The sequence below is a fragment of the Polymorphum gilvum SL003B-26A1 genome (assembly GCF_000192745.1).
In the GTDB taxonomy this organism is placed as follows: domain Bacteria; phylum Pseudomonadota; class Alphaproteobacteria; order Rhizobiales; family Stappiaceae; genus Polymorphum; species Polymorphum gilvum.
This window is the reverse complement of record NC_015259.1, coordinates 824330-845162: the sequence shown is the minus strand read 5'-3', so window position 1 is coordinate 845162 and position 20833 is coordinate 824330. Positions and strand designations below refer to the sequence as shown.

The 20833-nt window shown below is 66.9% G+C and carries 18 protein-coding genes; 11 read left to right on the top strand and 7 right to left on the bottom strand.

Annotated features, from left to right (window positions below):
* Window positions 1-152 precede the first annotated feature (152 nt).
* The 4 genes from SL003B_RS04015 (at window position 153) to SL003B_RS04000 (ending at window position 4790) form a co-directional block, all read left to right on the top strand.
* Window positions 153-545, top strand: a complete 393-nt coding sequence (locus tag SL003B_RS04015) for a RidA family protein (protein ID WP_013651540.1) — start codon at window positions 153-155, stop codon at window positions 543-545.
* A gap of 102 nt (window positions 546-647) precedes the next feature.
* Window positions 648-2102: a glycosyltransferase family 39 protein gene (locus SL003B_RS04010; RefSeq protein WP_013651539.1), complete on the top strand. Its 1455-nt coding sequence runs from the start codon at window positions 648-650 to the stop codon at window positions 2100-2102.
* A gap of 123 nt (window positions 2103-2225) precedes the next feature.
* Entirely contained in the window at window positions 2226-3245 is a 1020-nt protein-coding gene (locus SL003B_RS04005) for a nucleotidyltransferase family protein (protein ID WP_013651538.1), read from the top strand.
* 201 nt (window positions 3246-3446) lie between these two features.
* Entirely contained in the window at window positions 3447-4790 is a 1344-nt protein-coding gene (locus tag SL003B_RS04000) for an 8-oxoguanine deaminase (RefSeq protein WP_013651537.1), read from the top strand.
* Between the two features lie 51 nt (window positions 4791-4841).
* Here the strand turns inward: SL003B_RS04000 and SL003B_RS03995 are convergent, their stop codons facing one another.
* Both SL003B_RS03995 and SL003B_RS03990 read right to left on the bottom strand, forming a co-directional pair.
* Complete coding sequence (locus SL003B_RS03995; protein ID WP_013651536.1) at window positions 4842-5642, bottom strand: hypothetical protein; 801 nt, start codon at window positions 5640-5642, stop codon at window positions 4842-4844.
* Window positions 5643-5717: 75 nt separating this feature from the next.
* The gene (locus tag SL003B_RS03990) at window positions 5718-6860 is read right to left on the bottom strand and encodes an MFS transporter (protein ID WP_041375817.1); all 1143 of its coding nucleotides are present in this window, start codon (window positions 6858-6860) and stop codon (window positions 5718-5720) included.
* A 220-nt stretch (window positions 6861-7080) separates the two neighbouring features.
* Here SL003B_RS03990 and SL003B_RS03985 point away from each other — a divergent pair, with 220 nt between their 5' ends.
* Window positions 7081-7890, top strand: coding sequence for a creatininase family protein (locus tag SL003B_RS03985; RefSeq protein WP_013651534.1), 810 nt, complete (start codon window positions 7081-7083; stop codon window positions 7888-7890).
* Between the two features lie 45 nt (window positions 7891-7935).
* Here SL003B_RS03985 and SL003B_RS03980 read toward each other — a convergent pair whose 3' ends face one another.
* Both SL003B_RS03980 and SL003B_RS03975 read right to left on the bottom strand, forming a co-directional pair.
* Window positions 7936-9207, bottom strand: coding sequence for a TRAP transporter large permease (locus tag SL003B_RS03980; protein WP_013651533.1), 1272 nt, complete (start codon window positions 9205-9207; stop codon window positions 7936-7938).
* On the bottom strand, window positions 9204-9713 hold the full coding sequence (locus SL003B_RS03975; RefSeq protein WP_013651532.1) for a TRAP transporter small permease: 510 nt from the start codon (window positions 9711-9713) through the stop codon (window positions 9204-9206). Before SL003B_RS03975 ends, SL003B_RS03980 begins: the two co-directional genes overlap by 4 nt.
* 298 nt (window positions 9714-10011) lie before the next feature.
* Here SL003B_RS03975 and SL003B_RS03970 point away from each other — a divergent pair, with 298 nt between their 5' ends.
* From SL003B_RS03970 to SL003B_RS03955, 4 genes are all read left to right on the top strand, one after another.
* A complete protein-coding gene (locus SL003B_RS03970; protein ID WP_041375368.1) occupies window positions 10012-10974 on the top strand; it encodes a 2-hydroxyacid dehydrogenase in 963 nt (320 codons plus the stop codon).
* Window positions 10975-11074: 100 nt separating this feature from the next.
* On the top strand, window positions 11075-11419 hold the full coding sequence (locus SL003B_RS03965; protein ID WP_013651530.1) for a PilZ domain-containing protein: 345 nt from the start codon (window positions 11075-11077) through the stop codon (window positions 11417-11419).
* Window positions 11420-11538: 119 nt separating this feature from the next.
* Window positions 11539-12300: an FKBP-type peptidyl-prolyl cis-trans isomerase gene (locus tag SL003B_RS03960; protein ID WP_013651529.1), complete on the top strand. Its 762-nt coding sequence runs from the start codon at window positions 11539-11541 to the stop codon at window positions 12298-12300.
* Window positions 12301-12439: 139 nt separating this feature from the next.
* Entirely contained in the window at window positions 12440-12856 is a 417-nt protein-coding gene (locus SL003B_RS03955) for a YcbK family protein (RefSeq protein ID WP_013651528.1), read from the top strand.
* Window positions 12857-12884: 28 nt separating this feature from the next.
* Here SL003B_RS03955 and SL003B_RS03950 read toward each other — a convergent pair whose 3' ends face one another.
* From SL003B_RS03950 to SL003B_RS03940, 3 genes are all read right to left on the bottom strand, one after another.
* Window positions 12885-13244, bottom strand: a complete 360-nt coding sequence (locus tag SL003B_RS03950) for an ArsC family reductase (RefSeq protein ID WP_013651527.1) — start codon at window positions 13242-13244, stop codon at window positions 12885-12887.
* A 126-nt stretch (window positions 13245-13370) separates the two neighbouring features.
* Complete coding sequence (locus tag SL003B_RS03945; RefSeq protein ID WP_013651526.1) at window positions 13371-15680, bottom strand: hypothetical protein; 2310 nt, start codon at window positions 15678-15680, stop codon at window positions 13371-13373.
* A 133-nt stretch (window positions 15681-15813) separates the two neighbouring features.
* The gene (locus tag SL003B_RS03940; protein WP_013651525.1) at window positions 15814-17163 is read right to left on the bottom strand and encodes an FAD-binding oxidoreductase; all 1350 of its coding nucleotides are present in this window, start codon (window positions 17161-17163) and stop codon (window positions 15814-15816) included.
* Between the two features lie 133 nt (window positions 17164-17296).
* Between SL003B_RS03940 and SL003B_RS03935 the strand changes: the two genes are divergently transcribed.
* Window positions 17297-18994 carry an adenylate/guanylate cyclase domain-containing protein gene (locus tag SL003B_RS03935; RefSeq protein ID WP_013651524.1) on the top strand — a complete coding sequence of 566 codons (1698 nt, stop codon included), beginning with the start codon at window positions 17297-17299 and terminating at the stop codon, window positions 18992-18994.
* Between the two features lie 225 nt (window positions 18995-19219).
* Entirely contained in the window at window positions 19220-20803 is a 1584-nt protein-coding gene (locus SL003B_RS03930; RefSeq protein ID WP_013651523.1) for an ABC transporter substrate-binding protein, read from the top strand.
* Window positions 20804-20833: the final 30 nt, after the last annotated feature.

Here is a 20833-nt window from a genome sequence, read left to right as displayed (position 1 = left end):
TCCGCCCCCCGAAACGGCGCATGTCGGCCCGATAATGTGCACAAAAAAACGGCAAGCGCCACAAGCTTCGCCACCCTTGAAGCTTGCGACGAAGCTCCTGGGCACCTAGCGTCTGGAGATCCAGCCCAATCCGGAAATATGCGAGTGTTTCCATGTCCCGTGCCCTCACTCCCCTCACCATTCGCCGGCCGTTCGCCCGCTACAGCCACGCCGTCGAAGTGCCGGCCGACCACCGGCTCGTCTTCGCCTCCGGCCAGCTTGGCATTGACGCCAATGACACCGTTCCCGAGGGGGTCGAAGCCCAGGCGCGCCTGTGCTTCCAGAACGTCGGAGCGATTCTCGCCGATGCCGGCATGGGCTTCGAGAACATCGTCCGGATCAATGCCTTCGTCACCGGCCGCGAACACCTGCCGGGCTACATGAGAGTACGCGACGAGTTTGCCGGCACGCCGCCACCGGCCTCGACGCTGATGATCGTGTCGGGATTCGCGCGCGAGGAATTCGTCGTCGAGATCGAAGTGATCGCTGCCAAGGCCGCGCTCTGAGCATTCGACTTCCCCTTCCCTGCTTCCCCGTCCCTGCCCGCCTGCTTGCATTCGCTTCGGCGAGGTCGCATAAGGCGGCGGGACAACGGGAGGGACCGCTTGATGTTGCGAACGCTGGGGGCGCTGGCATCCGCCCGTCCGCGGGATATGCTCGCCCTTTTCTGCCTGAGCCAGATCGTCCTGTGGACCGTGCTCCCGGGCCTCGCCAGTTCGGCACCCGCCCTCGACGTTGCCAACCTGATCGTCTGGGGCCAGGAATGGCAGCTCGGCTACTACAAGCACCCGCCGCTGCCGGCCTGGCTGCTGGAGATCGCCCGGCTCGGCCTCGGCGGGCCGATCTGGGGTCCGCTGCTGCTCAGCCAGATCTTCATCGCGCTGACCTACCTGTTCGTCTTCCTGCTCGGACGGCGCCTGCTCGGCGAGCGTGATGCGGTCATCGGCACGGCCCTGCTGGCGGGCGTCTACTACTTTTCCTGGCCGACTCCGGAATTCAACCACAACGTCGTCCAGATGCCGCTGTGGGCGGCCGCGTTCTTTGTCTTCTCCCTGATCCACGACACCCCTCGACGGCTCTTTCCCTGGCTCGCGCTCGGCCTGATCGCCGGCATTGGCCTCTATGCGAAATACTCGGTCCTCGTTCAGTTCGCCGTGTTCGGCCTGTGGGTGCTGGCGGATCCGCGGCTTCGCCCGGCTTTACGTTCGCCGGGTCCCTGGCTCGGCGCAATCCTGGCCGTCGTGCTGGCGCTTCCGCATCTCCTCTGGCTGATCGAGTCCGATTTCCTGCCGATCGCCTATGCACGCGAACGCAGCGCTCTCGAAAGCGGCTCTCCGTGGCGAGCGTTCGACTTCGTCCTGACCCAGGCCGCAGACCATCTGCCGATGCTGTTACCGCTGGCGCTCGGCCTGTTGCCCTGGCGCCGGGCTGCACCGGCCGCCGTCGCGCCTGCCGGTGCCCTGCGCTTTCTCGCGATCGCCACCTTCGGCCCCGCTCTTTTCACCGCGCTTGTCGCCCTCACGGGCAACACGGGGGTCAAGGACATGTGGGGGGCACCCATGTTCGCCACCTCGGGGCTCTTCGTGACCGCCTTGATCCGTTCGCGCCTGGGCGAGGCCGACGCCGGACGGCTGCTGGCCGGCTGCTTCGCGCTCGTCGCCGGGTTTTCCCTCGCCTATGCGCTGCAGGTGCCGGTCGCAACCGCATTTGACCGCAAGATGCCCCGCATCGGCTATCCGATGGCCGAGATCGGCGCGGAAATGACCCGGATCTGGCGCGACAAGACCGGCAAGCCACTGGTCTTCGTCGGCGGCGACGGCTGGATCTCCTGCCTCGTCAGCCTCGGCAGCGACGACAGTCCGTCGGTCCTGTTCGACTGGAACCACGACTTCTCGCCCTGGATAGGCGAACGGGACATCGAGACCTACGGCATCCTCGCCGTCTGGCGCGCCGGCCAGACCGTCCTGCTGCCACAGGATCGCAAGCCCAGAGCGGAAGGGAGCGTCAGTATTCCCTGGGACGGACCGGCGACGCTCGACCTTCACTACGCAATCTATGATTAGGCCGAGCAGCCAGTCGGAAACGGATGACAAGCGTCATGCTCAACAAAAATTTCTTTCGTTGAGCATGACGCTTGCCTGATGTTCAACAAAAAAATATTCTGTTGAACAAAGGCTGGTTACACAATGTTCGAACGACACTCGACGACGGCCCATGCTGCCTACAACGATTTGCTCCGGTCGCTTCTCGACGACGAAGTCGCCGAGATACGCGGGACGCCTACCCGCGTCGAGAGGAATGGAAAACACTATTGGTATGACACCTTCCGTGTCGGATCGGACGTCCGCAAGCGCTACATCGGCGAAGACAGCGCCCCCCTGAGAGCACGGTTAAAACGCCACGCGGACCTTCGCGCCAGGGCCGCGGAACGCCGCGCGCACCGCTCCCGCCTGGTCCGTCTGCTGCGTGCGGAACGCTTTCTTGGGACCGACGGTGCAACGGGCAGCCTCCTGTCCGCCATGGCCGCGGCCGGCGTGTTCCGCCTCGGCGGCACCGTCGTCGGCACCCACGCCTTTCGCCTTTACGAAGGGGAACTTGGCGTCAGATACGGTTTCGACCAATCGGCATCGACGGACGACGTCGACATCGTGAGTTTTGAACGATTGTCGCTGGTCCTGCAGGATGTCGTGGAGCCGCCGGCGCAGGATGTATTGGCGGACTTCGACTTCGAGGCGGTGCCAAGCCTGCACAAGGGCAGCGTCTGGCGCTGGCGTCAGACCCGCAGCAACACGCTGGTCGAATTCCTCACGCCGTCTTTCGCCGAAAGCGAAGATTTGCGGCCCTTGGCAGCCCTCCGCGTGACGGCGCAATCCCTCCACTACCTGAATTACCTGATCGCCGATCCGATCCCGGCCGCAGTCCTGTACCGCAGCGGCGTGCTGGTTCAGATTCCGAGACCGGAGCGTTTCGCCATCCACAAGCTCATCGTGGCCGACCGCCGGCTAGAAGGAGCCGACAGCCTGAAGGCCTACAAGGACCGCATGCAGGCCGATTTCCTCATCGAGGTCCTGTCGGAGGACCGGCCTGACGATCTGGCCGAAGCCTTTGCGGAGGCACAGGCGCGTGGCGCGCGCTGGCGGGAGCGGATCGAGCGGACGCTGTCCCGGCTGCCAGACGCCGCGAACCGCCTCGAAGCCCTTGTGTGACCGACGTCGACCCCTGCCCAATAATTCATCGCGCCGAGGACTTGCACAGGCTCGCGAAGCGCTTCAAGACTAGACCTCGGCTCGCCTCCGGGCCAGTGTCGCTTCGCGCGAGGCGCACCTTTCAATGACATTTCCTGCGCGGAACTCGGGCGGCTCCGGCCGCTATCAAAGCCTGCAGGTCCAGGGATAAGGACCATTTTCATGCGCATGTGGATCAAGGATCCGATCGCCATCCTGGCCGAGGGCGCGGAACGCGGCGTGGTCGTCGAGGACGGCGTCATCGTCGAACTGGTGGCCTCGGGCAAAGAACCGATGCTGCCGGTCGACCGGAGCTTCGACGCCTCAAGACACGTCATCATTCCCGGCCTCGTCAACACGCATCACCACTTCTTCCAGACCCTGACGCGCGCCCATCCCCAAGCCATCAACAAGGAACTGTTTCCCTGGCTCAACGCGCTCTATCCGATCTGGGCGCGCAACGTCACGCCGGAGAATTTCCGCCTCGGCACGCGCCTGGCGCTGACAGAACTGCTGATGTCCGGCTGCACGGCGGCCTCCGACCACCATTACCTGTATCCGGCCGGCCTGGAGAGCGCCATGGACATCCAGGCCGAGGAGGCGATGCGGGTCGGCGTCCGCATGACGCTGACGCGCGGCTCGATGAACCTGTCCCAGAAGGACGGCGGCCTGCCGCCCGACGCGGTGGTGCAGGACGAGGACACCATCCTCGCCGACTGCGAGCGGGTGCTGTCGCGCTACCATGACCGGTCGAAAGGCGCGATGCTGCAGGTCGCGCTCGCCCCCTGCGCGCCGTTCACCGTTACCAAGCGTCTGATGCGCGACAGCGTGACGCTGGCCGAGAAATACGACTGCCGCCTTCATACGCACCTCGGCGAAACCCTTGACGAGGACGCCTACTGCCTTGAGCATTTCAAATGCCGACCGGTCGACTATCTGGAGGAGTGCGGCTGGCTGAACGAACGGGTGTGGCTGGCGCACGGCATCCATTTCAACGACGACGAGGTGAGGCGCCTCGGCCATGCCTGCGTCGGCGTCTGCCACTGCCCTACCTCCAACATGGTGCTTGCCTCCGGCCAGTGCCGGACCAGGGAACTGGAGGCGGCTGGCTCGCCGGTCGGGCTGGGCGTCGACGGCTCGGCGTCGAACGACAACTCCAACCTGATCGAAAGCGTGCGCCACGCCCTGATGATCAACCGCCTGACCTACGACGCCGCCTCGGTCACTCATTTCGACGCCTTCCGCTGGGCCACGGAAGGCTCCGCCCGCTGCCTCGGCCGCGACGACATCGGCGCCATCAAGGTCGGCAGGATGGCCGACATGGCCTTCTACACCCTCGACGAACTGCGCTTCTCCGGCGCCGGCGACCCGATCGCCGCCCTTGTCCTGTGCGGCGCCCACGCCGCCGACCGGGTCATGGTCGGCGGCGACTGGAAGGTCGAGGACGGACTGCCGACCGGCATCGACGTCGCCAGTCTGCGCCACGAGCACGGCCAGGCGGCACGACGCTTCCTGGAGAGCCTGTAAGGATCCCACCGCACCAGGGCCCGGCCGTTTCTCCCGGCCGAGGCCGGGCGGTCACGGACAGGGCACGGCGCCTCCGCCGGCGGGGTCGGCGCCGCAGATCGTGAGCGGGTTGCCGCCATCGTTCACGGCCACGAGATCGAGATAGTTGGTCGACTCCTCCGGATGGCCTTGCGGTGCCGGCTGCGAGAACTCCTGCAGGACGGTGTTGACAAAGTCCTCGACCGAAGCGCGGTCAAACGGATCCGTCCGCACATTGCAGACCTCGGCATAGCTCTGAACGCTCGCCGGATAGGGACCGCTCCACTTCTGCTCGATGTTGTCGATAATGTCCTGATAGAGCTGATCGTCGCTGTGGGTGACGTCGATCAGGTAGTCGGCGTTGGCGAGGTCCGTGCTGCCGTTGCCGACCAGGGCGCAGCCGGTCACGCCGCCGCTGAGCTTCCTGATCGCGTCAGCATACTGCGCGTTGGTCTTCTTCAGCAGGCTGTCCGGCCCGGCACCCGATCCGCACACGGCGAAGAACACCTCCGTCGGCGTTGCCGGATGCGCCGCCTTCAGGTTAGCGGCAAATGTGTCGTGGTTGAAGCCGTCGATGACGTCCTGTCCGCCGTGCGCGGCGATGTAAAGCGTCGGGAAACCGTCGAAGGCCGCTGGCGTGTCGGTGATCGCGGCGACGGAGCCATCGGCCTTCATGAAATACAGCGCCGCCGACCCGTGCTTGACGCGCGACCACTCCCAGTCGAATGCCGCCGACGGATCTTCGCACAGGTCGGCCATGACGAGCGTCGCCGTCTGCGCGCCGGCCGCCGCCGGCAGGATCGAAAGTACCAGGGCAAGGCAGGTCGTTTTCATGTCCATCTCCCAGTCGTCGGACCGGCTCGGTCCGGATGACGCGAAGGACGCTGGAAAACGCCGGTTGTGAATGCCTCAGTCGACGGCTTTCAGCGCCTGCGCCAGCACCGCGATCAGCAGCGCCAGCACGGCGACGAGCAGGAACGCAGCGCGCAACGAAAGGACCTCTCCGATGAAGCCGAGCAGCGGCGGTCCCATCAGGAAGGCGCCGTAGCCGAGCGTCGAAACGGCGGCGAGCGCGGCGCCCGGCGACATGTCCGGATCGGACGCGGCGCGCGAAAAAGCGATCGGAAAGATCACCGCATAGCCAAGACCGAGGATGGCGCAACCGGTCCAGATCAGCCAGGCATCGCTGCCAAGTACCACGAGCAGGCCGCCGGCAAAGGCGGCCAGACCGCTCGCCCGCGCCGTGGCGATCTGGCCGAAGCGGGCGATCACCTTGTCGCCGGCAAGGCGCATGACGACCATGGCGACGGAGAAAACGGCAAAGCCGATCGCCGCTTTCGACGGCGCAATGCCGAGTTCCTGGATCTGGTAGATGGCTGCCCAGTCGGTGACTGCACCCTCGCCCACCGCCGCGCAGAAGGCCATGCCGCCGACCAGGAGCAGCGCCCCGCGCGGCAGGGCGATGAACGGCGGCCGCTTCGCCTGCGGCCCGGCTCGGGTCGAGGTCCACGGCACCAGCACCAGCGGTGCCGCGCTTAGCGCCAGCACCGCGGCGGAACTCCAGAAATGCAGCGGCAGAGACCAGCCGAGCCAGATCGTCAGCGCACCGGCGCCGGCACCCGCGCCCGCCCCGAGGCTGTAGAGACCGTGCAGCGACGACATGATCGGCCGGCCGGCGGCCCTTTCCACCTCGGCCCCCCAGGCATTCATGGCCACATCCGTCGCGCCGATCGCAGCGCCGAACAGCAGCAGCAGCGGGGCCATCACCCAGACCTCGGTCGCGAACGGCAGGACCGTAAACATGACAAGGAACGCCGCTGCGAATGCCTTGGCGCCAGGCGCCGCGCCCAGCGTGTCGATCGCCCGCCCGGCGAGGGGAAAGGCGAGGATGCCGCCGCCGGCCATCAGCAGCAGCAGCAGGCCAAAGGACGCCTCCGTCAGGCCGAGCATCGCCTTGATTTCGGGCACCCGCGCAGCCCAGGCGCCGATCACGGCTCCGAAGACGAAGAAGATCGCGGAAACGGCGAGCCGCGCGCGGCCGGTCAGGGACATGAAGGAAAAACCGAAGGGCTGAATGAAAACCGAGCAGGCCGAGCCGGGCTTTGCGACCGGGAACTTTCTGACCGGATTTCGCCGCCTTGGCAAGCAGGCGCCGGCAGACCGCCCGTTCAGAACGTCATACACGGACCGATTGCAGTGCCGACAGAACGGGCATGACGTGCCGGCCAGCTGCCGGTAAGGTGCCGGAAAATTGCCAACGCACGAGGTTCCCATGACCGCCCTTCCGCTCCGCTACTGGCATGAGATGACCACGCTCGACTTCGCCGATCCGTCCGTGAAGGACTGGATCGCCGTTCTACCCGTCGCCGCGATCGAGCAGCACGGCCCGCACCTGCCGGTCTTCACCGACACAGCCATCGCGATAGGCCAGGTGCGCCGCACGCTCGACATGCTGCCCGCCGACATCCCGGCGACCTTCCTGCCCGTGCAGGCGATCGGCAAGTCGAACGAGCACATCTCCTCGCCCGGCACCCTGACCCTGTCCTGGGACACGGTGACCCGGGCCTGGCTCGAGATCGGCCACAGCGTCGCGCGCGCCGGCATCCGCAAGCTGGTCATCATCAACTCCCACGGCGGCAACGTGCCGATCATCGACATCGTCGCGCGCGAGCTGCGGGTCACCCACGAGATGCTGGTTACCGCCACCGCCTGGTCGCGCTTCGGCCAACCCGAGGGCCTGTTCCCGTCCGAGGAATTCACCTACGGCATCCACGGCGGCGACGTCGAAACCTCGCTCATGCTGCACCTGCATCCGGAGCTGGTGCGCATGGAGCTGGCCGAGGACTTCACCTCGGCCCAGCAGGACTTCATCAAGGAGTTCAAGTATCTGCGCGGACACGGCCAGCAGCAGTTCGGCTGGAAGGCGCAGGACCTCGGCGCCAAGGGCGCGCTCGGCAACGCCGCCAACGCCAGCGCGGACAAGGGCAGGGCCTCGCTCGACCACGCCGCGCGCGAATTCGTAGAGCTGCTGAAGGACGTGCATGCCTTCGACATCAAGCGCCTGTGGTCGCCCGAGGGGTGACGGTCCGCCGAAGGCGGCGCCGAGTCGCCAGGCCTCGCCGACACCCTACATCCTGTGCGGGATATGGAGCGCCAGCCCCGGCCAGGCGTGAAGGGCCAGAACGGTCGCCAGCATCAGGGCGAGAAACGGCAGCACGCCCCGCGCGACGTCGGCAAACGGCACCCGCGCGAGCGCCTGGACGACGTAGAGATTGAGCCCGACGGGCGGCGTGATCAGGGCACATTCGACCAGAACGACCATGTAGACGCCGAACCAGACCGGATCGAAGCCCATGGCGAGGGCCGACGGCAGCAGCACCAACGTCACGATCAGCATCATCGACAGCGCCTCGAGCACCAGCCCCGCGAGCAGCAGCACCGCCGAAACGACGATCAGGAAGGCCAGCGGGCCGAATGCCGCATCGAAGACGAAGGCGGCGATGTCCTGCGGAATCCGGTAGAGCGTAATCGCCTCGCCGAACAGTCTGGCGCCGCAAACGACCAGCAGGATCGCAACCGTGGTCGCCATGCTCTCGAAGACGGAGTCACGCAGGCCCTTCCAGCTCAGAGAGCGCAGTACGCCGGCGGCGACGACCAGGGCTCCGGCAAAGCCGATGGCCGCCGCTTCCGTCGGTGTCGCGGCCCCGGAATAGAGGACACCGATGACGACGGCTGCAAGAACCACCGAGGGCAGCGCCCGCACGCTGGCCTGCGAGCGCTCGTTCCAGGCGGCCGGCGCTCCCGGCCGGACGCCGGACCGGCGCGCGTGGAGCATGGCAAAGGCAACGAACAGGCAGATCAGGAGCAGGCCCGGACCGATGCCGGCGAGAAACAGGTCGATCACCGGCTGGCCGGTGACGAAACCGTAGACGATCATCGGGATCGATGGCGGGATCAGGATGCCGAGCGTGCCGACTGCGGCCAGCAGGCCATAGACGAACCGCCGCTCGTAGCCGCGCGAGATCATCTCCGGCATCGCCGCCGTGCCGATGGTCGCCGCCGTCGCGACGGACGAGCCGGAAACAGCGGCAAACACCGCGCAGGACAGGATCGTCGCCAGGGCGACACCGCCCGGCCAATGACCTACCCAGGCATGGGCGGCGGCGAACAGGTCCCGCCCGACTCCGGCCTTGAGCAGGGTGTTCGACATCAGCAGGAAGAGCGGCACCGACAGCAGCAGAGATCCGTCCAGAGTCGACAGCACCGTCTGCGGCACGGCAAGCGGCGACGCACCGGCGGCGACCAGCATGGCGAGGCCGAGTCCGCCGAGGGCGAAGGCAACGGGCACGCGCAACAGCAGCAGGGCGAACAGCCCCGCGAGGAGTGCCGTCGCAGTCATTCCCGCGCCCCGGGCCCGTTGGCAAGCGCGTCGAGCTCGCCCGCCAGCGCCCGCTTCGCCTCGATCAGAGCCTGAACGAAGAGCAGCGCGAAGCCGAACGGGACGGCCAGGTCGGCGGTCCAGGCCGGCAGATGAGGTACCGCTTCCGACCCGGGGCCGCGAGAGATCGACTCGACTGCAATGGCCCAGCCCTGCCAGACCACCACGGCGCTGAACAGCGCCACCACCAGCATGGCGAACGCCTCGGTATAGCGGCGTTGCTGCGCGCTCAGCAGCGCAACCAGGACGTCGACAGCGATATGCCGCCGGGCCCCGAGCAGCCAAGCCATGGCGAGCAATGTTCCCCAGACCAGGCACAGCTGCGCCAGGTCCGCCGCCCAGGCAACCGGCCCGACCGGCAACCGTCTGGCCAGCAGGTCACAGGCCAGCAGCGCCCCCGCCATCACGAAGAGCACGGCCGAGACCCAGGCCAGCCGGACGGTGAGGCGCAGGAACGCGGCCGTCATGGGACAACACGGCCCTCAACGGCGGCATCGGAATTCCGCTTCATCGAGCCGGCACGCAATCGGGACCCAATGCCATTCCCCGCCATCCACATCCCGGCACCCAAGGTGATGATCTCATTGGTTTTCCTCCGCAGACCGATCCGGAACACTGGCGCACCCGGGCAGATCGGTCAACACGAGCGCCGGACGGATGCGGAGCGTACCCTGCCGTCCATTGCCGGCCTTGCGCCGGTCTCCGTCATCGTTTGATATGGCCCGACGCACCGACCTGTTTTCCAGAGCGAAGGACCCCTGCGCCATGACCCGTCCCGACATCCTGATGCCGTCCCCCATGCGCGACATCGTCACCGCCGGCCTGGAAGCGGCGTTCACCGTGCACAAGACCTATGACGCCGCGGAGCCGGAGGCCGCGATCGATGCGGTCGCCGACCGCATCCGGGGCATCGCCGTCGTCGGCCGGCGGATCGACAAGGCGATGGTCGACCGGTTCCCGAACCTGGAGATCGTCGCCAACTTCGGCGTCGGCTACGACAATGTCGACGCGGCTTATTGCGGCTCGAAGGGCATCGTGGTCACCAACACGCCGGACGTGCTGACCGAGGAGGTCGCCGACACGGCGATCGGCCTGATGCTCATGACCGTGCGCGAACTGTCGGCCGCCGAGCGCTGGCTGCGCGCCGGCAAATGGGAAAACGAGGGACCCTATCCGCTGACCCGCGCCACGCTGCGCGGGCGCACCCTCGGCATCCTCGGTCTGGGACGTATCGGCAAGGCCATCGCGCATCGCGCCGAAGCCTTCGGCATGCCCGTGCACTATCACGGTCGCCACCGTCAGGCGGATGTCGCCTACACCTATCATGACAGCCTGGTGAGCCTGGCCGAGGCGGTCGACACGCTGATGCTGGTCGCCCCCGGCGGCGCGGACACCCATCACATGGTCGGCGAACGGGTGCTCAAGGCCCTCGGCCCCGACGGCATCCTGATCAACGTCGGACGCGGCACTGTGGTCAGCGAGACGGCACTGGTCGCGGCCCTGCGGAAGGGGACGATCCTCGCCGCTGGCCTTGACGTGTTCGAGAACGAGCCGCACGTGCCGCAAGCTCTGGTCGACTGCCCCAACGTGGTGCTGCTGCCCCATGTCGGCTCCGCCTCCGTGCATACCCGCAACGCCATGGGCCAGCTCGTCGTCGACAACCTCACCGCCTGGTTCCGGACCGGCAAGGCCGTCACCCCGGTGCCCGAAACGCCGCAGAGGACCTGACGGCCCGGTGCCGACCAGCCCTGCGCAAGCTTGCCCGGCTAGATTCTCGCATGATGCCAGCCCCGCGGCGAGCCCGCGTGGGGACGGAGGGAGGACAGGCATGGCCGCAGGGACCCCAGATTCGGAGCACCGCCGCCATCCGCGACGACGCACCCGCCTGCGGACCGGCAAGATCGCCGATGCGGACAACCGTTTCCTGAGCGAATGCACCATCTTCGACGTCTCCGCCGGCGGCGCACGACTGATGGTGCCCGAGCACCTCAACCTGCCTGCCGAGATCATCCTCTTCGACGATCTGGAAAAGACCGTCGCACTCGCCTCGGTGCGCTGGCGGCGCGGCAACCAGGTCGGCATCCAATACGAAGTCACGCCGGCCAGCCTCAGGTATTTCGCCTCCCCGAAGCTGCGCTCGCTCGCCCAGCGCTACTACGCCCGCACCGACTGACGCGCCGGTCGCCGCAGCCGCTCGGCGGACAGGGCAAATTGCCGCGCGCCTTGACTTCGCCGCTTTGCTGGGGCCTGTTGCCGGCAAGGGATCCCCCTTCCAAGTCAGACGAGGACGCGATGATCAGGTCGTTCGCAGCCGCACTCCTGTCCCTGTTCGTGGCGCTGCCCGCCAGTGCCGAGGAGCTCATCATGAAAGACATTACGATCGGCACCGGCGAGGAAGCCGATGTCGGCAAGACCGTGGTCGTCCACTACACCGGATGGCTGATGGACGGCACCAAGTTCGATTCCAGCCTCGACCGCAACCAGCCGTTTTCCTTTACCCTCGGCGAGCGTCGGGTGATCCCGGGCTGGGAGCAGGGCGTCGTCGGCATGAAGGTCGGCGGCAAGCGCGAACTCGTGATCCCGCCCGAGCTCGCCTATGGCGCGCGCGGCGCCGGCGGCGTCATTCCGCCCAACGCGACGCTGAAGTTCGAGGTCGAGCTTCTGGCGGTGAAGGGCAAGAGCTATTCCGACCTCGGCAACGGTGAACTCAAGGCTAAGATCACCGCCGGCGTGCCGGTGATCGACATCCGCATGCCCGACGAGTGGAAGCAGACCGGCGTCGTACCGGGCAGCCATCTGATCACCTTCTTCAACGCACAGGGCCAGGTGAACCCGGAGTTCGGCACCGAACTGCAGAAGGTCGTCTCCGGCCCCGACGCCGAGGTGATCTTCATCTGCCGGACAGGCAACCGCAGCTCGGTGCTCGCCAAGTATCTCGCCGAACAGGCCGGCTTCACCCGGATCGCCAACGTCGAGAAGGGCATCGTCGACTGGATCGCGTCGGGCGGCGAGGTTACGACGGCCACCATGCCGGACAACTGCTGGCTCTGCTGAACCGGTCTTGCGGCCCGGCGGCGTCGGTTAACGCGTATCGCCGGGCCAGGGTTGAGCCTTAACCACGTTTTTCACGACAATCTTAACCGTTTGCGCCGACCCTTGAGCCGTTCCCGTACGAAACGGCAAGGAGTTGGGCGTGCGCAGTCGGTCCTTGACGACGGCGATCCTGATCGGCAGCGGCCTGATCCTGGCGGGCTGCGGCAGCATTTCCGGGGTCACCGGCCTCGGCTGGATGACGCGGTCGTCCGATCTGGTCGCCTACAACGACACCGAATGGTGCGTGCCGCGCCCGCTCAAGAAGGTGCTCAACCGCGTCGCCGCCCGCTACGGCAGGGTCACCGTGCATTCGACCAAGCGCTGGTGGCTGGAGAACTGGTGGAAGGGCGGCGCCAGCAATTCCTATCACCTGAACTGCAAGGCGGTCGACTTCTCGGTGCGTGGCGACCCGAACGCGGTGCTCGCCTTCCTCAAGGCGCAGCCGGAGGTCGGCGGCTACAAGCGCTACGCCTCCGGCCACTACCACATCGACACCGGCCCGCGCCGCACCTGGTAGGGTTCGCTCCGGCAGGCGGCCGTGGCCGTCAGCCGAACTCGCCCATCTCCAGCGCCAGTTCCCAGGCCACGGGGTCGAAGCCGAGCAGCGTCCTGGTCTTGCCCTCGGCGATCGGTCGCTTGATGGTCGAGGGATGCTCGAGCATCACCGCCAGCGCGCTGTCGGCATCCGTGACGCCGTCCTTCACCCCGTCCGGAAGCTTGCGCCACGTCGTGCCGCGCCGGTTCAGCACGGTGTCCCAGCCGAAGGCCTCGACGAACGCCGCGAGCTTGTCGCGGTCGACCCCCTGCGTCTTGTAGTCGTGGAACCGATAGGCGACGCCGGCCCCGTCCAGGAACGCGCGCGCCTTCTTCACCGTGTCGCAGTTCTTGATACCGTAGACGATCATGGAAGTCCTTCGCGAAAGGGAATAATCCGGGACAAGGATGCAAACTGCCCTGAAGATGCCGATCTGACCGGGCGAGGCAACCTTGAAATTGCCAAATCGAACGCACGGGCGTCGCTCGTGGCACTGTCAGCGGCGTTTCTGGACGGCATCTCCAACCGGTAGAAATTTCCTGCTGTCCGGATCCAGGTTCCAGACCGAGGCATTCGCCACTTGCGCCGGCTCAATGGCTTCCGTGGGGTCCAGCGCTCCGTACCGATCGGCGCGGATCAAGAGCGTGAAATCAACGGACGTGGTCCCGTGCCACTCGGGATCGTCTCCGACCTTGCTCCAACAATCGTAGACATAGTGAACCTGGACGAGACCCGGTCCATGGAACCGCTGCGGATCCGTCTCCTCGTTGTAGACGATCTCGCAGCCCTTGAAGGCGAAACGGTCGGTCTTGTGCTGCCCGTACGCCTCTCCATCGCCGGCCGTGTTGGTCTTCCGCGTGCAGGCTGAAGCGCCGAAGCTTGGCGGAACGGCGGATATTTCCACCTTGTCGATGACCGCCGAGCCGTGCCCGAAAGGCGCGAGAACGAGAGTCGTGAGGCCGCGATCATCCGCCTCGAAGGCCGAGGCGGGGCGGACCAGGAAGTCTCCGGCGATCGTGACGGTGACGGGTATGCGAACGACCCAGTGCTCGGCAAATCCGGGTTCGCCGAGCTTGCGCAGCTTCGCGGACTCCGGCACCGACGCGCTGTTCAGGAACGCACCATGGAAGGCGTATTCCTTGAGGTTGTGCGCGCCCTCGCCGACGGCCGGCTGGATCAGCATCAGCGACCGGCGAAGCTCCATGTGGAAGGTGTGAACCACCGACCGGGTCTTGCGTTCCTGCACTTGGATGACCGTCCTGGTGCTCGCCGCCCGCAGATCCGGGTCGGTGTCAGCCGGTACCGGCCTCAAGCATCGGCAGCTTTCGGCCGCGATCACCCGATCCGGCTCGCCCCGTTCGGGCCGCCCCTCGCGCATCCGGCAGGAACAGGTCGGAGGCAGCTTGCCTTTCGGAATCCGCCGCGTCTTGAGAACCTTGCCGAAAGCCTCGATCAATTGCTCGTCCGTGACAGTGGCGACCGATCGGCAGTCCGCCGGATGGAGCCGGTCGAGTCGGCCGTCCGTATCGTACCGGGCAATGGACCCCCGCAGGTCGATCTGCACCTGGCCCTTGCGGAACCCCAATCCGCCGGGGTGATAGGGGTCGAGCAGCGCACCGACGTCACGATAGCTCCTGCCGCGTACCTTGAAATCGAGCGCCAGACCCTCGGCATGCAAAGCCGCCAATGTCCCCGACCCGGCCCGGCCCTTGTCGGAGGGCGCCTTCCAGCCCGCAAGCACGGTTACGGCCTCGCCATCGAGCAGCGTGTTCTTATACGCCTGCAGCAGGCTCGCGATCATCAGCAGATTTCGCAGGACCCCGATCGAGGGAGTCTGGGTCTGACCCTTGAGCAGGCTCTGCCAGTCCACGTCTGGCGTGCACGAGGCGCCCTCGGGAACGGCAATCCCTCGTCCCTTGCGATCCTTTGAGGCTCCCTTGGTGACGAGCCAGGCGTGAAGCGCCTCCGGCGTCCAGATATCGCGGGCCGAAGCGGTCACCGTGACGATGGCCTCGATTGTCTCGCTGCAGTCGGCCGTCTCGGGGCAGGACAGGCTCATCTGCGGTATCAGCAGCTGGATCCGGCTTTGCCGTCCCCAGAGCTCGGCGGACAGGATTCCCTCCCCCGGACATGCTCCGACATTGAACGTCAGCGTGCTGGTGTGACGGTTCTTCGCCGCTTTGGACAACCGGCTTCGGTGGATCTCGGTCGCCTCATGGCTGGCCGCCGGCGCCCACTTCCAGACGACCTCGAAATCCTTGAGCGAAACGTCCGTTGGCGGCAGGCTTTCGCCCTCCGGCTTGGCCGTTCCCGTCTTGCGGAAACTGTCGTCGTCACCGATTTCGATCTCATGCAGGATGCATCGGGGACAGGGCTTGAGCAGGGAAAGACCATCAGGCCCGGCCGCGTATTCGGACTCCACGCCGATCGGGCGCAACTCTTCGCCGGATTGCACATTGCAGAAAAGGCGCAGCAGGCGACAGTCACGATCCTTGTGGTAGAAGGCGTCGCCGTGTCCCGTCCAGAAAGGATAGGCCTTGGTGTCCTGCGCCGGCGGCGTCCAGGGCGCGGTCTGCCGGGGTACCGCGTCTTCGGCCACGCAACCGCACGGTTCGTAGCCGGCCTTCAGGGCGTCCTTGGCGTTTCGGAACGTTTTCAGCCCGAAGCCGCGCAGGATGTTGCCCAGCGCGCAGTCCTTTTCGTGGAACCGCTTGTCGATCGTGGTCCCGACGAACCGGTGGTAAAGGATCCCGTGGCCGTCGGGCTGCTTCTGCCCTTGGGCTCGATCGCTGCGGCCAGAACCCATTATCGCCTCCCCTCCCTGCGGCCCGCCCGCACCCGGCCCGGCGGGCTCCGATACACGTCGCCCAGGCTTGACGGGTCAGTATGGCCACAGCCTCGGAAAACCGGCCAGTCGGGGAACTACGGTCTCGACCCGCTCACGTTCCGGCGAGCTTGCCGGGGTTCATCAGGCCGTGCGGATCGGCGACGCGCTTGAATTCCGGCTGCGGCGCGTCGACGCGTTTCCAGCCGGCGTTGTCGAGCACGAAGGTATGCGGGTTGGACACGGCCGCGCCCATGGCATCGAGCGTGGCGATCACCTCGTCCAGCCGGGCATCGGACGTGTAGCGGACCAGCGGCAGGGCCGAGCAGACGACGCGTCCGAAGCGACGCTGGAACTCCAGGTGCAGCAGCAACTCGTCGCCGAAGGTCGCCGCCACCGTGTCGACCAGTTCGAGCATGCCGTCCGGCGGGAAGCGGACCTGCAGATAGGTGATGTCCGGCTCGCGCTTGAGGGCATGCAGGGTGGTGTGGTTCCAGGTGTATTCGTAGAGCGGACCGGGCGACCCGAGCCCCTCGAAGGCGACCCTGTCGGCTTCTTCGGCGCTGCGCGCGAAGGTGACCTCGCCGCCGAAGCGCGCCGCCATGTCGATCAGCGCCCCGGCCTGCGGTTCGCTGACCATTACGATCGCCGCCGCGCGCCCCTCCGGCACGTAGGCCGAGAGCCGGCCGAGCTTGGGCGGGATCCGCGGGTCGAAGACGCTGACCAGTTTCTTGGCGATGCCCTCCGCCTCCGTGAGTGCCTGGCCGAACCGCGCCGCCCTGGCCAGATCGGGAAAGGCGAGGATGCGCTCCGCCCAGGGATGGCGCGGCGCCAGCGGCACGGTCACCGACAGGAGGATGCCGTTGATGCCATAGGCGTGCAGCACCTTGAGCACGTCCGGGCCTTCCAGCCTCAGCACCCGCGGGTTTTCCTCGACCGTCGCGACCTCGACGGCGAGCACGGCACCCGGATCGGCGATCTGGCCCCAGGTGCACGAGCCCGCGCCTGCCGCCCCGCCGGCGACGAAACCGCCGATGGTCGCCTGCTTGCGCGTCGAGGGATGGAAGCGCAGTTCCCAGCCCTGCGGCGCCAGCGCCTTGTCGATCTCCAGCATAGTCGCGCCGGCCTCGAAGGTACCGACGCCCGGACTGACTGAAACGACGCCATCGAGTGCCCCCATGTCGAGCACGACGCCGCCCGAAAGCGGGATCGCCTGACCGTAGTTGCCGGTTCCGCCGCCGCGCACGGTCAGCGGCAGGCGCGTCCGCGCCGCCGCGGCGGCGACCGCCAGCACCTCGTCGCGATTGCGCGGACGCACCGCAATGTCGCCTCTGCAGTCCGCCAGCTGACGCTTCAGGATCGGGGAGAACCAATAGAAGTCAAGGCTCTTCAGCTTGAGCGTGGCCGCGTCGTCATGAGCGGGAACATCACCAATCTGCTTGCGGAATTCGTCGAGCGGCGGCATACGGTTCCTCGTGTCTTGGGGCAGCGAAGCCCGGAGCATCAGCCGCACGGTGAAGCAAGCTGCGGGCCAAAGGCAAGCCTCGCGGCACCCGGGACGGCGGATCGGAGCAACGGCAAGGCAGGCGGAGCCCTTCATGGCAAAGGCCGTTCAGCGACATCCCCCGGGCGCCGGCACGCTGCCGCAGCGCCTGCGCCTGATCGCGGGGCTGATCCTGTTTGCCTTCGCGGCCACCCATTTCCTCAACCACGCCCTCGGCAACGTGTCGCTGGACTGGATGCAGCGTGGCCAAGACATGCGCTATGCGGTGACGCACAGCCTGCCCGGCACGCTCCTGCTCTACGCGGCCCTGCCCGTTCATGTGCTCCTGTCGCTGTGGAAGTTCGCCCGCCGGCGCACCTGGCACATGCCCGCCTGGGAAGCGGCGCAGATCCTGCTCGGCCTCGCCATTCCTTGGTTCATGGTCAAGCACATCATGGCAACGCGCGGCGCCGAGACGCTGTTCGACTCAATGATCGACTACCGGCACGAGCTGTCCGTGCTGTGGCCGGGCGACGCCGTCCTGCAAAGCCTGTTCCTGGTCATCGTCTGGCTGCACGGCTGCATCGGCGTGCACTACTGGCTGCGCCTGAAGGCCTGGTACGCGCCCTGCCGGACGCCGCTGTTCGCCCTGGCGATCGCCATCCCCCTGCTCGCCCTCACCGGCTGGATTTCCGCCGCCCGCCGCCTCGTGCTCGAAGGCCAGGTCAAGCTCAACGTCACGCCTGAGCAGAAGGTCGAACTGCTCGCCTTGACCGAGACCGGCCGCATGCTGTTCTACGGCCTGCTCGCCGCCGCCGTCCTGCTGTTCGTCGCCCGCAAGCTGCTGGCGCTGACCCGGCCGAGCATCACGATCCGCTATCTGGGCGAAAAGGCGGTCAAGGCGCGTCCGGGACCGACCCTGCTCGAGATCAGCCGCATGAAGCGCGTGCCGCACATGTCCGTGTGCGGCGGCCGCGCGCGCTGCTCGACCTGCCGGACGCTGATCGTGGCCGGCGCCGACGGCCTGCCGCGGCCCGATCCGGCCGAACTGCAGGTGCTGAAACGCATCCATGCCGGCAGCGACGTGCGCCTCGCTTGTCAGGTCCGCCCCTGCGGCGACCTCGTCGTCCGCCCCCTGCTCGCCAGCGGTGCGTCCCTGCCCAAGGACGCGATCCACGACCGCTACCGCTGGGGCACGGAACAGCCGGTCGCGGTCATGTTCGTCGACCTGCGCGGCTTCACCGCGCTCAGCGAGGGCCGCCTGCCCTTCGACGTCGTGTTCATCCTGAACCGCTACGTCGACAGCGTCGTGCGCGTCATCCGCCGCCACGACGGCGTCATCGACAAGGTGATGGGCGACGGCATCATGGCGCTCTACGGCATCGAGAGCGATCTGGCCGCCGCATCCCGGGCGGCGCTGCGCACCATCGTCGACCTCGGTGCGGAACTGCACCTCATCAACCGCGACCTCGCCGACCAGATCGGCGCGCCGCTGCGCATCGCCGTCGGCCTTCATGGCGGTCCGGCGATCCTCGGCCGCATCGGCCTCGACGGTCGCAACGGCGTCGCCTCCGGCCTGACCGCCCTCGGCGACGTCGTCAACGTCGCCAGCCGGCTGGAGGGCGTCGCCAAGGAACAGAACGCCTTGGCCGCCATCTCCCTCGACATCGTGAACGCCGCCGGTCTCGACCGCGACGCGCTCGCCCCCCTGTGCCAGGTGTCGATCCGTGGCCGGACCGCGCCGCTCGACGTCGCCTGCCCGCCCGATGTCGACATCCTGCGCAGCGCGATGGAGACGAGCCGGGCCGGTTGATCCGGGCTGCCACGGCGCGTCTGCAACCGGCTCAACGTCAATTGGTTTCGAAATTACCCTGATATCACAAAAATCTAGCTCTGGACGCGGTGCTGTCCCGTTGCGATGATGACAGATGCGATCAGCCACAGGCAGTCATGGCCTGGTCATGGCCGGACGCAACGCTGCCGACGAATCGGGGACCAAACTCCCGCAGGGGCAGAGCCGGAGAAGGAGCAGGGGAACATGCTGAATCGTCGTCTGACCGCGGCGGCCGCCCTGGCAGCCGCAATCGCCGCGGTCCCCGCGAGTGCGGAAACGCTGAAATATGCCTATCAGGGCACGCTCAACCAGCTGGACCCGTACAGCCTCAACGAGACCTTCACCCTGTCGGCCGTGGGCAACGTGTACGAAGGCCTGACCCGGCGCAACGAGAACCTGGAAATCGAGCCGTCGCTCGCCGAAAGCTGGGAGATCGTCGAGCCGAACCGCTGGCGCTTCCACCTGCGCCAGGGCGTCAAGTTCCACAACGGCAACGATTTCACCGCCGAGGATGTGGTCTTCTCGGCCACCCGCCTGCGCTCGGAGGGCTCCGATCTCGCCAAGCGTCTGGGGACGGACGTCGAGGTCGTGGCGGTCGACGACCACACGGTCGATTTCGTCCTGCCGGGACCGAACCCGATCCTGCACCACGAGTGGGACACCTGGTACATCATGGACAAGGAGTGGACCGAGGGGAACGGCGCCGTCAGGGTCACCTCGGCGTCTGACACGAGTTCGAATTTCGCCGCCTTCAACACCAACGGCACGGGCCCCTTCAAGCTGGTCAGCCACGAACCGGGCGTGAAGACCGTATTCGAGAAGAACCCGGACTGGTGGGACACGACCAGGCACAACATCGACCGCGTCGAGTTCACCCCGATCGCCTCCGACGCCACCCGCGTCGCGGCGCTGCTGTCGGGAGAACTCGACATGGTCTATCCGGTACCGGTCCAGGACATCAGGCGCGTCGAGGACAATTCCGGCACCCGCGCCCTGACCGGGCCGGAACTGCGCACGATCTTCCTCGGCCTCGACCAGCGCCGCGACGAACTGCTCTACTCGGACGTCAAGGGCAGGAACCCGTTCAAGGACGTCCGGGTGCGCAAGGCCTTCTACCAGGCGATCGACATCGAGGCGATCAAGTCCAGGGTCATGCGCAACATGGCGGAACCGACGGCCCTGCTCATTGCGCCGCTGCTCTTTGAGCGCGCCGACGAGTTCCAGCGCTTCCCCTACGACCCGCAAGCCTCCAGGGCCCTGCTCGCCGAGGCCGGCTATCCCGACGGCTTCTCGGTCACGATGGACTGCCCCAACGACCGCTACGTGAACGACGAGGCCATCTGCCAGGCGGTTGCCGCCATGCTCGCCCGCGTCGGCGTCAAGGTCGCCCTGAACGCCCAGCCCAAGGCGCAGTATTTCGCCCGTATCCTGCCCTCGGGCGGTTACGACACGTCGTTCTACATGCTCGGCTGGACGCCCGGATCGCTCGACGGCTGGAACGTGATCGACAACCTGCTGACCTGCCGCGACGATGCCGGCAAGGGTGGCGCGTTCAATCTGGGCGGCTACTGCAACGACAAGGTCGACGCCCTTGCCGCCGAGATCCTGTCGGAAAACGACCCGGCCAGGCGCGACGCGCTGATCGCCGAGGCCTTCCGCATCACCCATGAGGAGATCGCGCATCTGCCGCTGCACCAGCAAAGCCTCGCCTGGGGCGTCTCGGACCGGCTCACGGTCGCCCAGCGCGCCGACGACCAGTTCCTGTTCCGCTTCGTGACCAAGAACTGACCCCGCCAGACCCCGCCCGCTTGCGGATCG

Bases quoted from the DNA above. Each gene is read 5' to 3' on its own strand.
- SL003B_RS04015 (WP_013651540.1), top strand. From the start codon at position 153: ATGTCCCGTGCCCTCACTCCCCTCACCATTCGCCGGCCGTTCGCCCGC.
- SL003B_RS04010 (WP_013651539.1), top strand. From the start codon at position 648: ATGTTGCGAACGCTGGGGGCGCTGGCATCCGCCCGTCCGCGGGATATG.
- SL003B_RS04005 (WP_013651538.1), top strand. From the start codon at position 2,226: ATGTTCGAACGACACTCGACGACGGCCCATGCTGCCTACAACGATTTG.
- SL003B_RS04000 (WP_013651537.1), top strand. From the start codon at position 3,447: ATGCGCATGTGGATCAAGGATCCGATCGCCATCCTGGCCGAGGGCGCG.
- SL003B_RS03995 (WP_013651536.1), bottom strand. From the start codon at position 5,642: ATGAAAACGACCTGCCTTGCCCTGGTACTTTCGATCCTGCCGGCGGCG.
- SL003B_RS03990 (WP_041375817.1), bottom strand. From the start codon at position 6,860: ATGTCCCTGACCGGCCGCGCGCGGCTCGCCGTTTCCGCGATCTTCTTC.
- SL003B_RS03985 (WP_013651534.1), top strand. From the start codon at position 7,081: ATGACCGCCCTTCCGCTCCGCTACTGGCATGAGATGACCACGCTCGAC.
- SL003B_RS03980 (WP_013651533.1), bottom strand. From the start codon at position 9,207: ATGACTGCGACGGCACTCCTCGCGGGGCTGTTCGCCCTGCTGCTGTTG.
- SL003B_RS03975 (WP_013651532.1), bottom strand. From the start codon at position 9,713: ATGACGGCCGCGTTCCTGCGCCTCACCGTCCGGCTGGCCTGGGTCTCG.
- SL003B_RS03970 (WP_041375368.1), top strand. From the start codon at position 10,012: ATGACCCGTCCCGACATCCTGATGCCGTCCCCCATGCGCGACATCGTC.
- SL003B_RS03965 (WP_013651530.1), top strand. From the start codon at position 11,075: ATGGCCGCAGGGACCCCAGATTCGGAGCACCGCCGCCATCCGCGACGA.
- SL003B_RS03960 (WP_013651529.1), top strand. From the start codon at position 11,539: ATGATCAGGTCGTTCGCAGCCGCACTCCTGTCCCTGTTCGTGGCGCTG.
- SL003B_RS03950 (WP_013651527.1), bottom strand. From the start codon at position 13,244: ATGATCGTCTACGGTATCAAGAACTGCGACACGGTGAAGAAGGCGCGC.
- SL003B_RS03945 (WP_013651526.1), bottom strand. From the start codon at position 15,680: ATGGGTTCTGGCCGCAGCGATCGAGCCCAAGGGCAGAAGCAGCCCGAC.
- SL003B_RS03940 (WP_013651525.1), bottom strand. From the start codon at position 17,163: ATGCCGCCGCTCGACGAATTCCGCAAGCAGATTGGTGATGTTCCCGCT.
- SL003B_RS03935 (WP_013651524.1), top strand. From the start codon at position 17,297: ATGGCAAAGGCCGTTCAGCGACATCCCCCGGGCGCCGGCACGCTGCCG.
- SL003B_RS03930 (WP_013651523.1), top strand. From the start codon at position 19,220: ATGCTGAATCGTCGTCTGACCGCGGCGGCCGCCCTGGCAGCCGCAATC.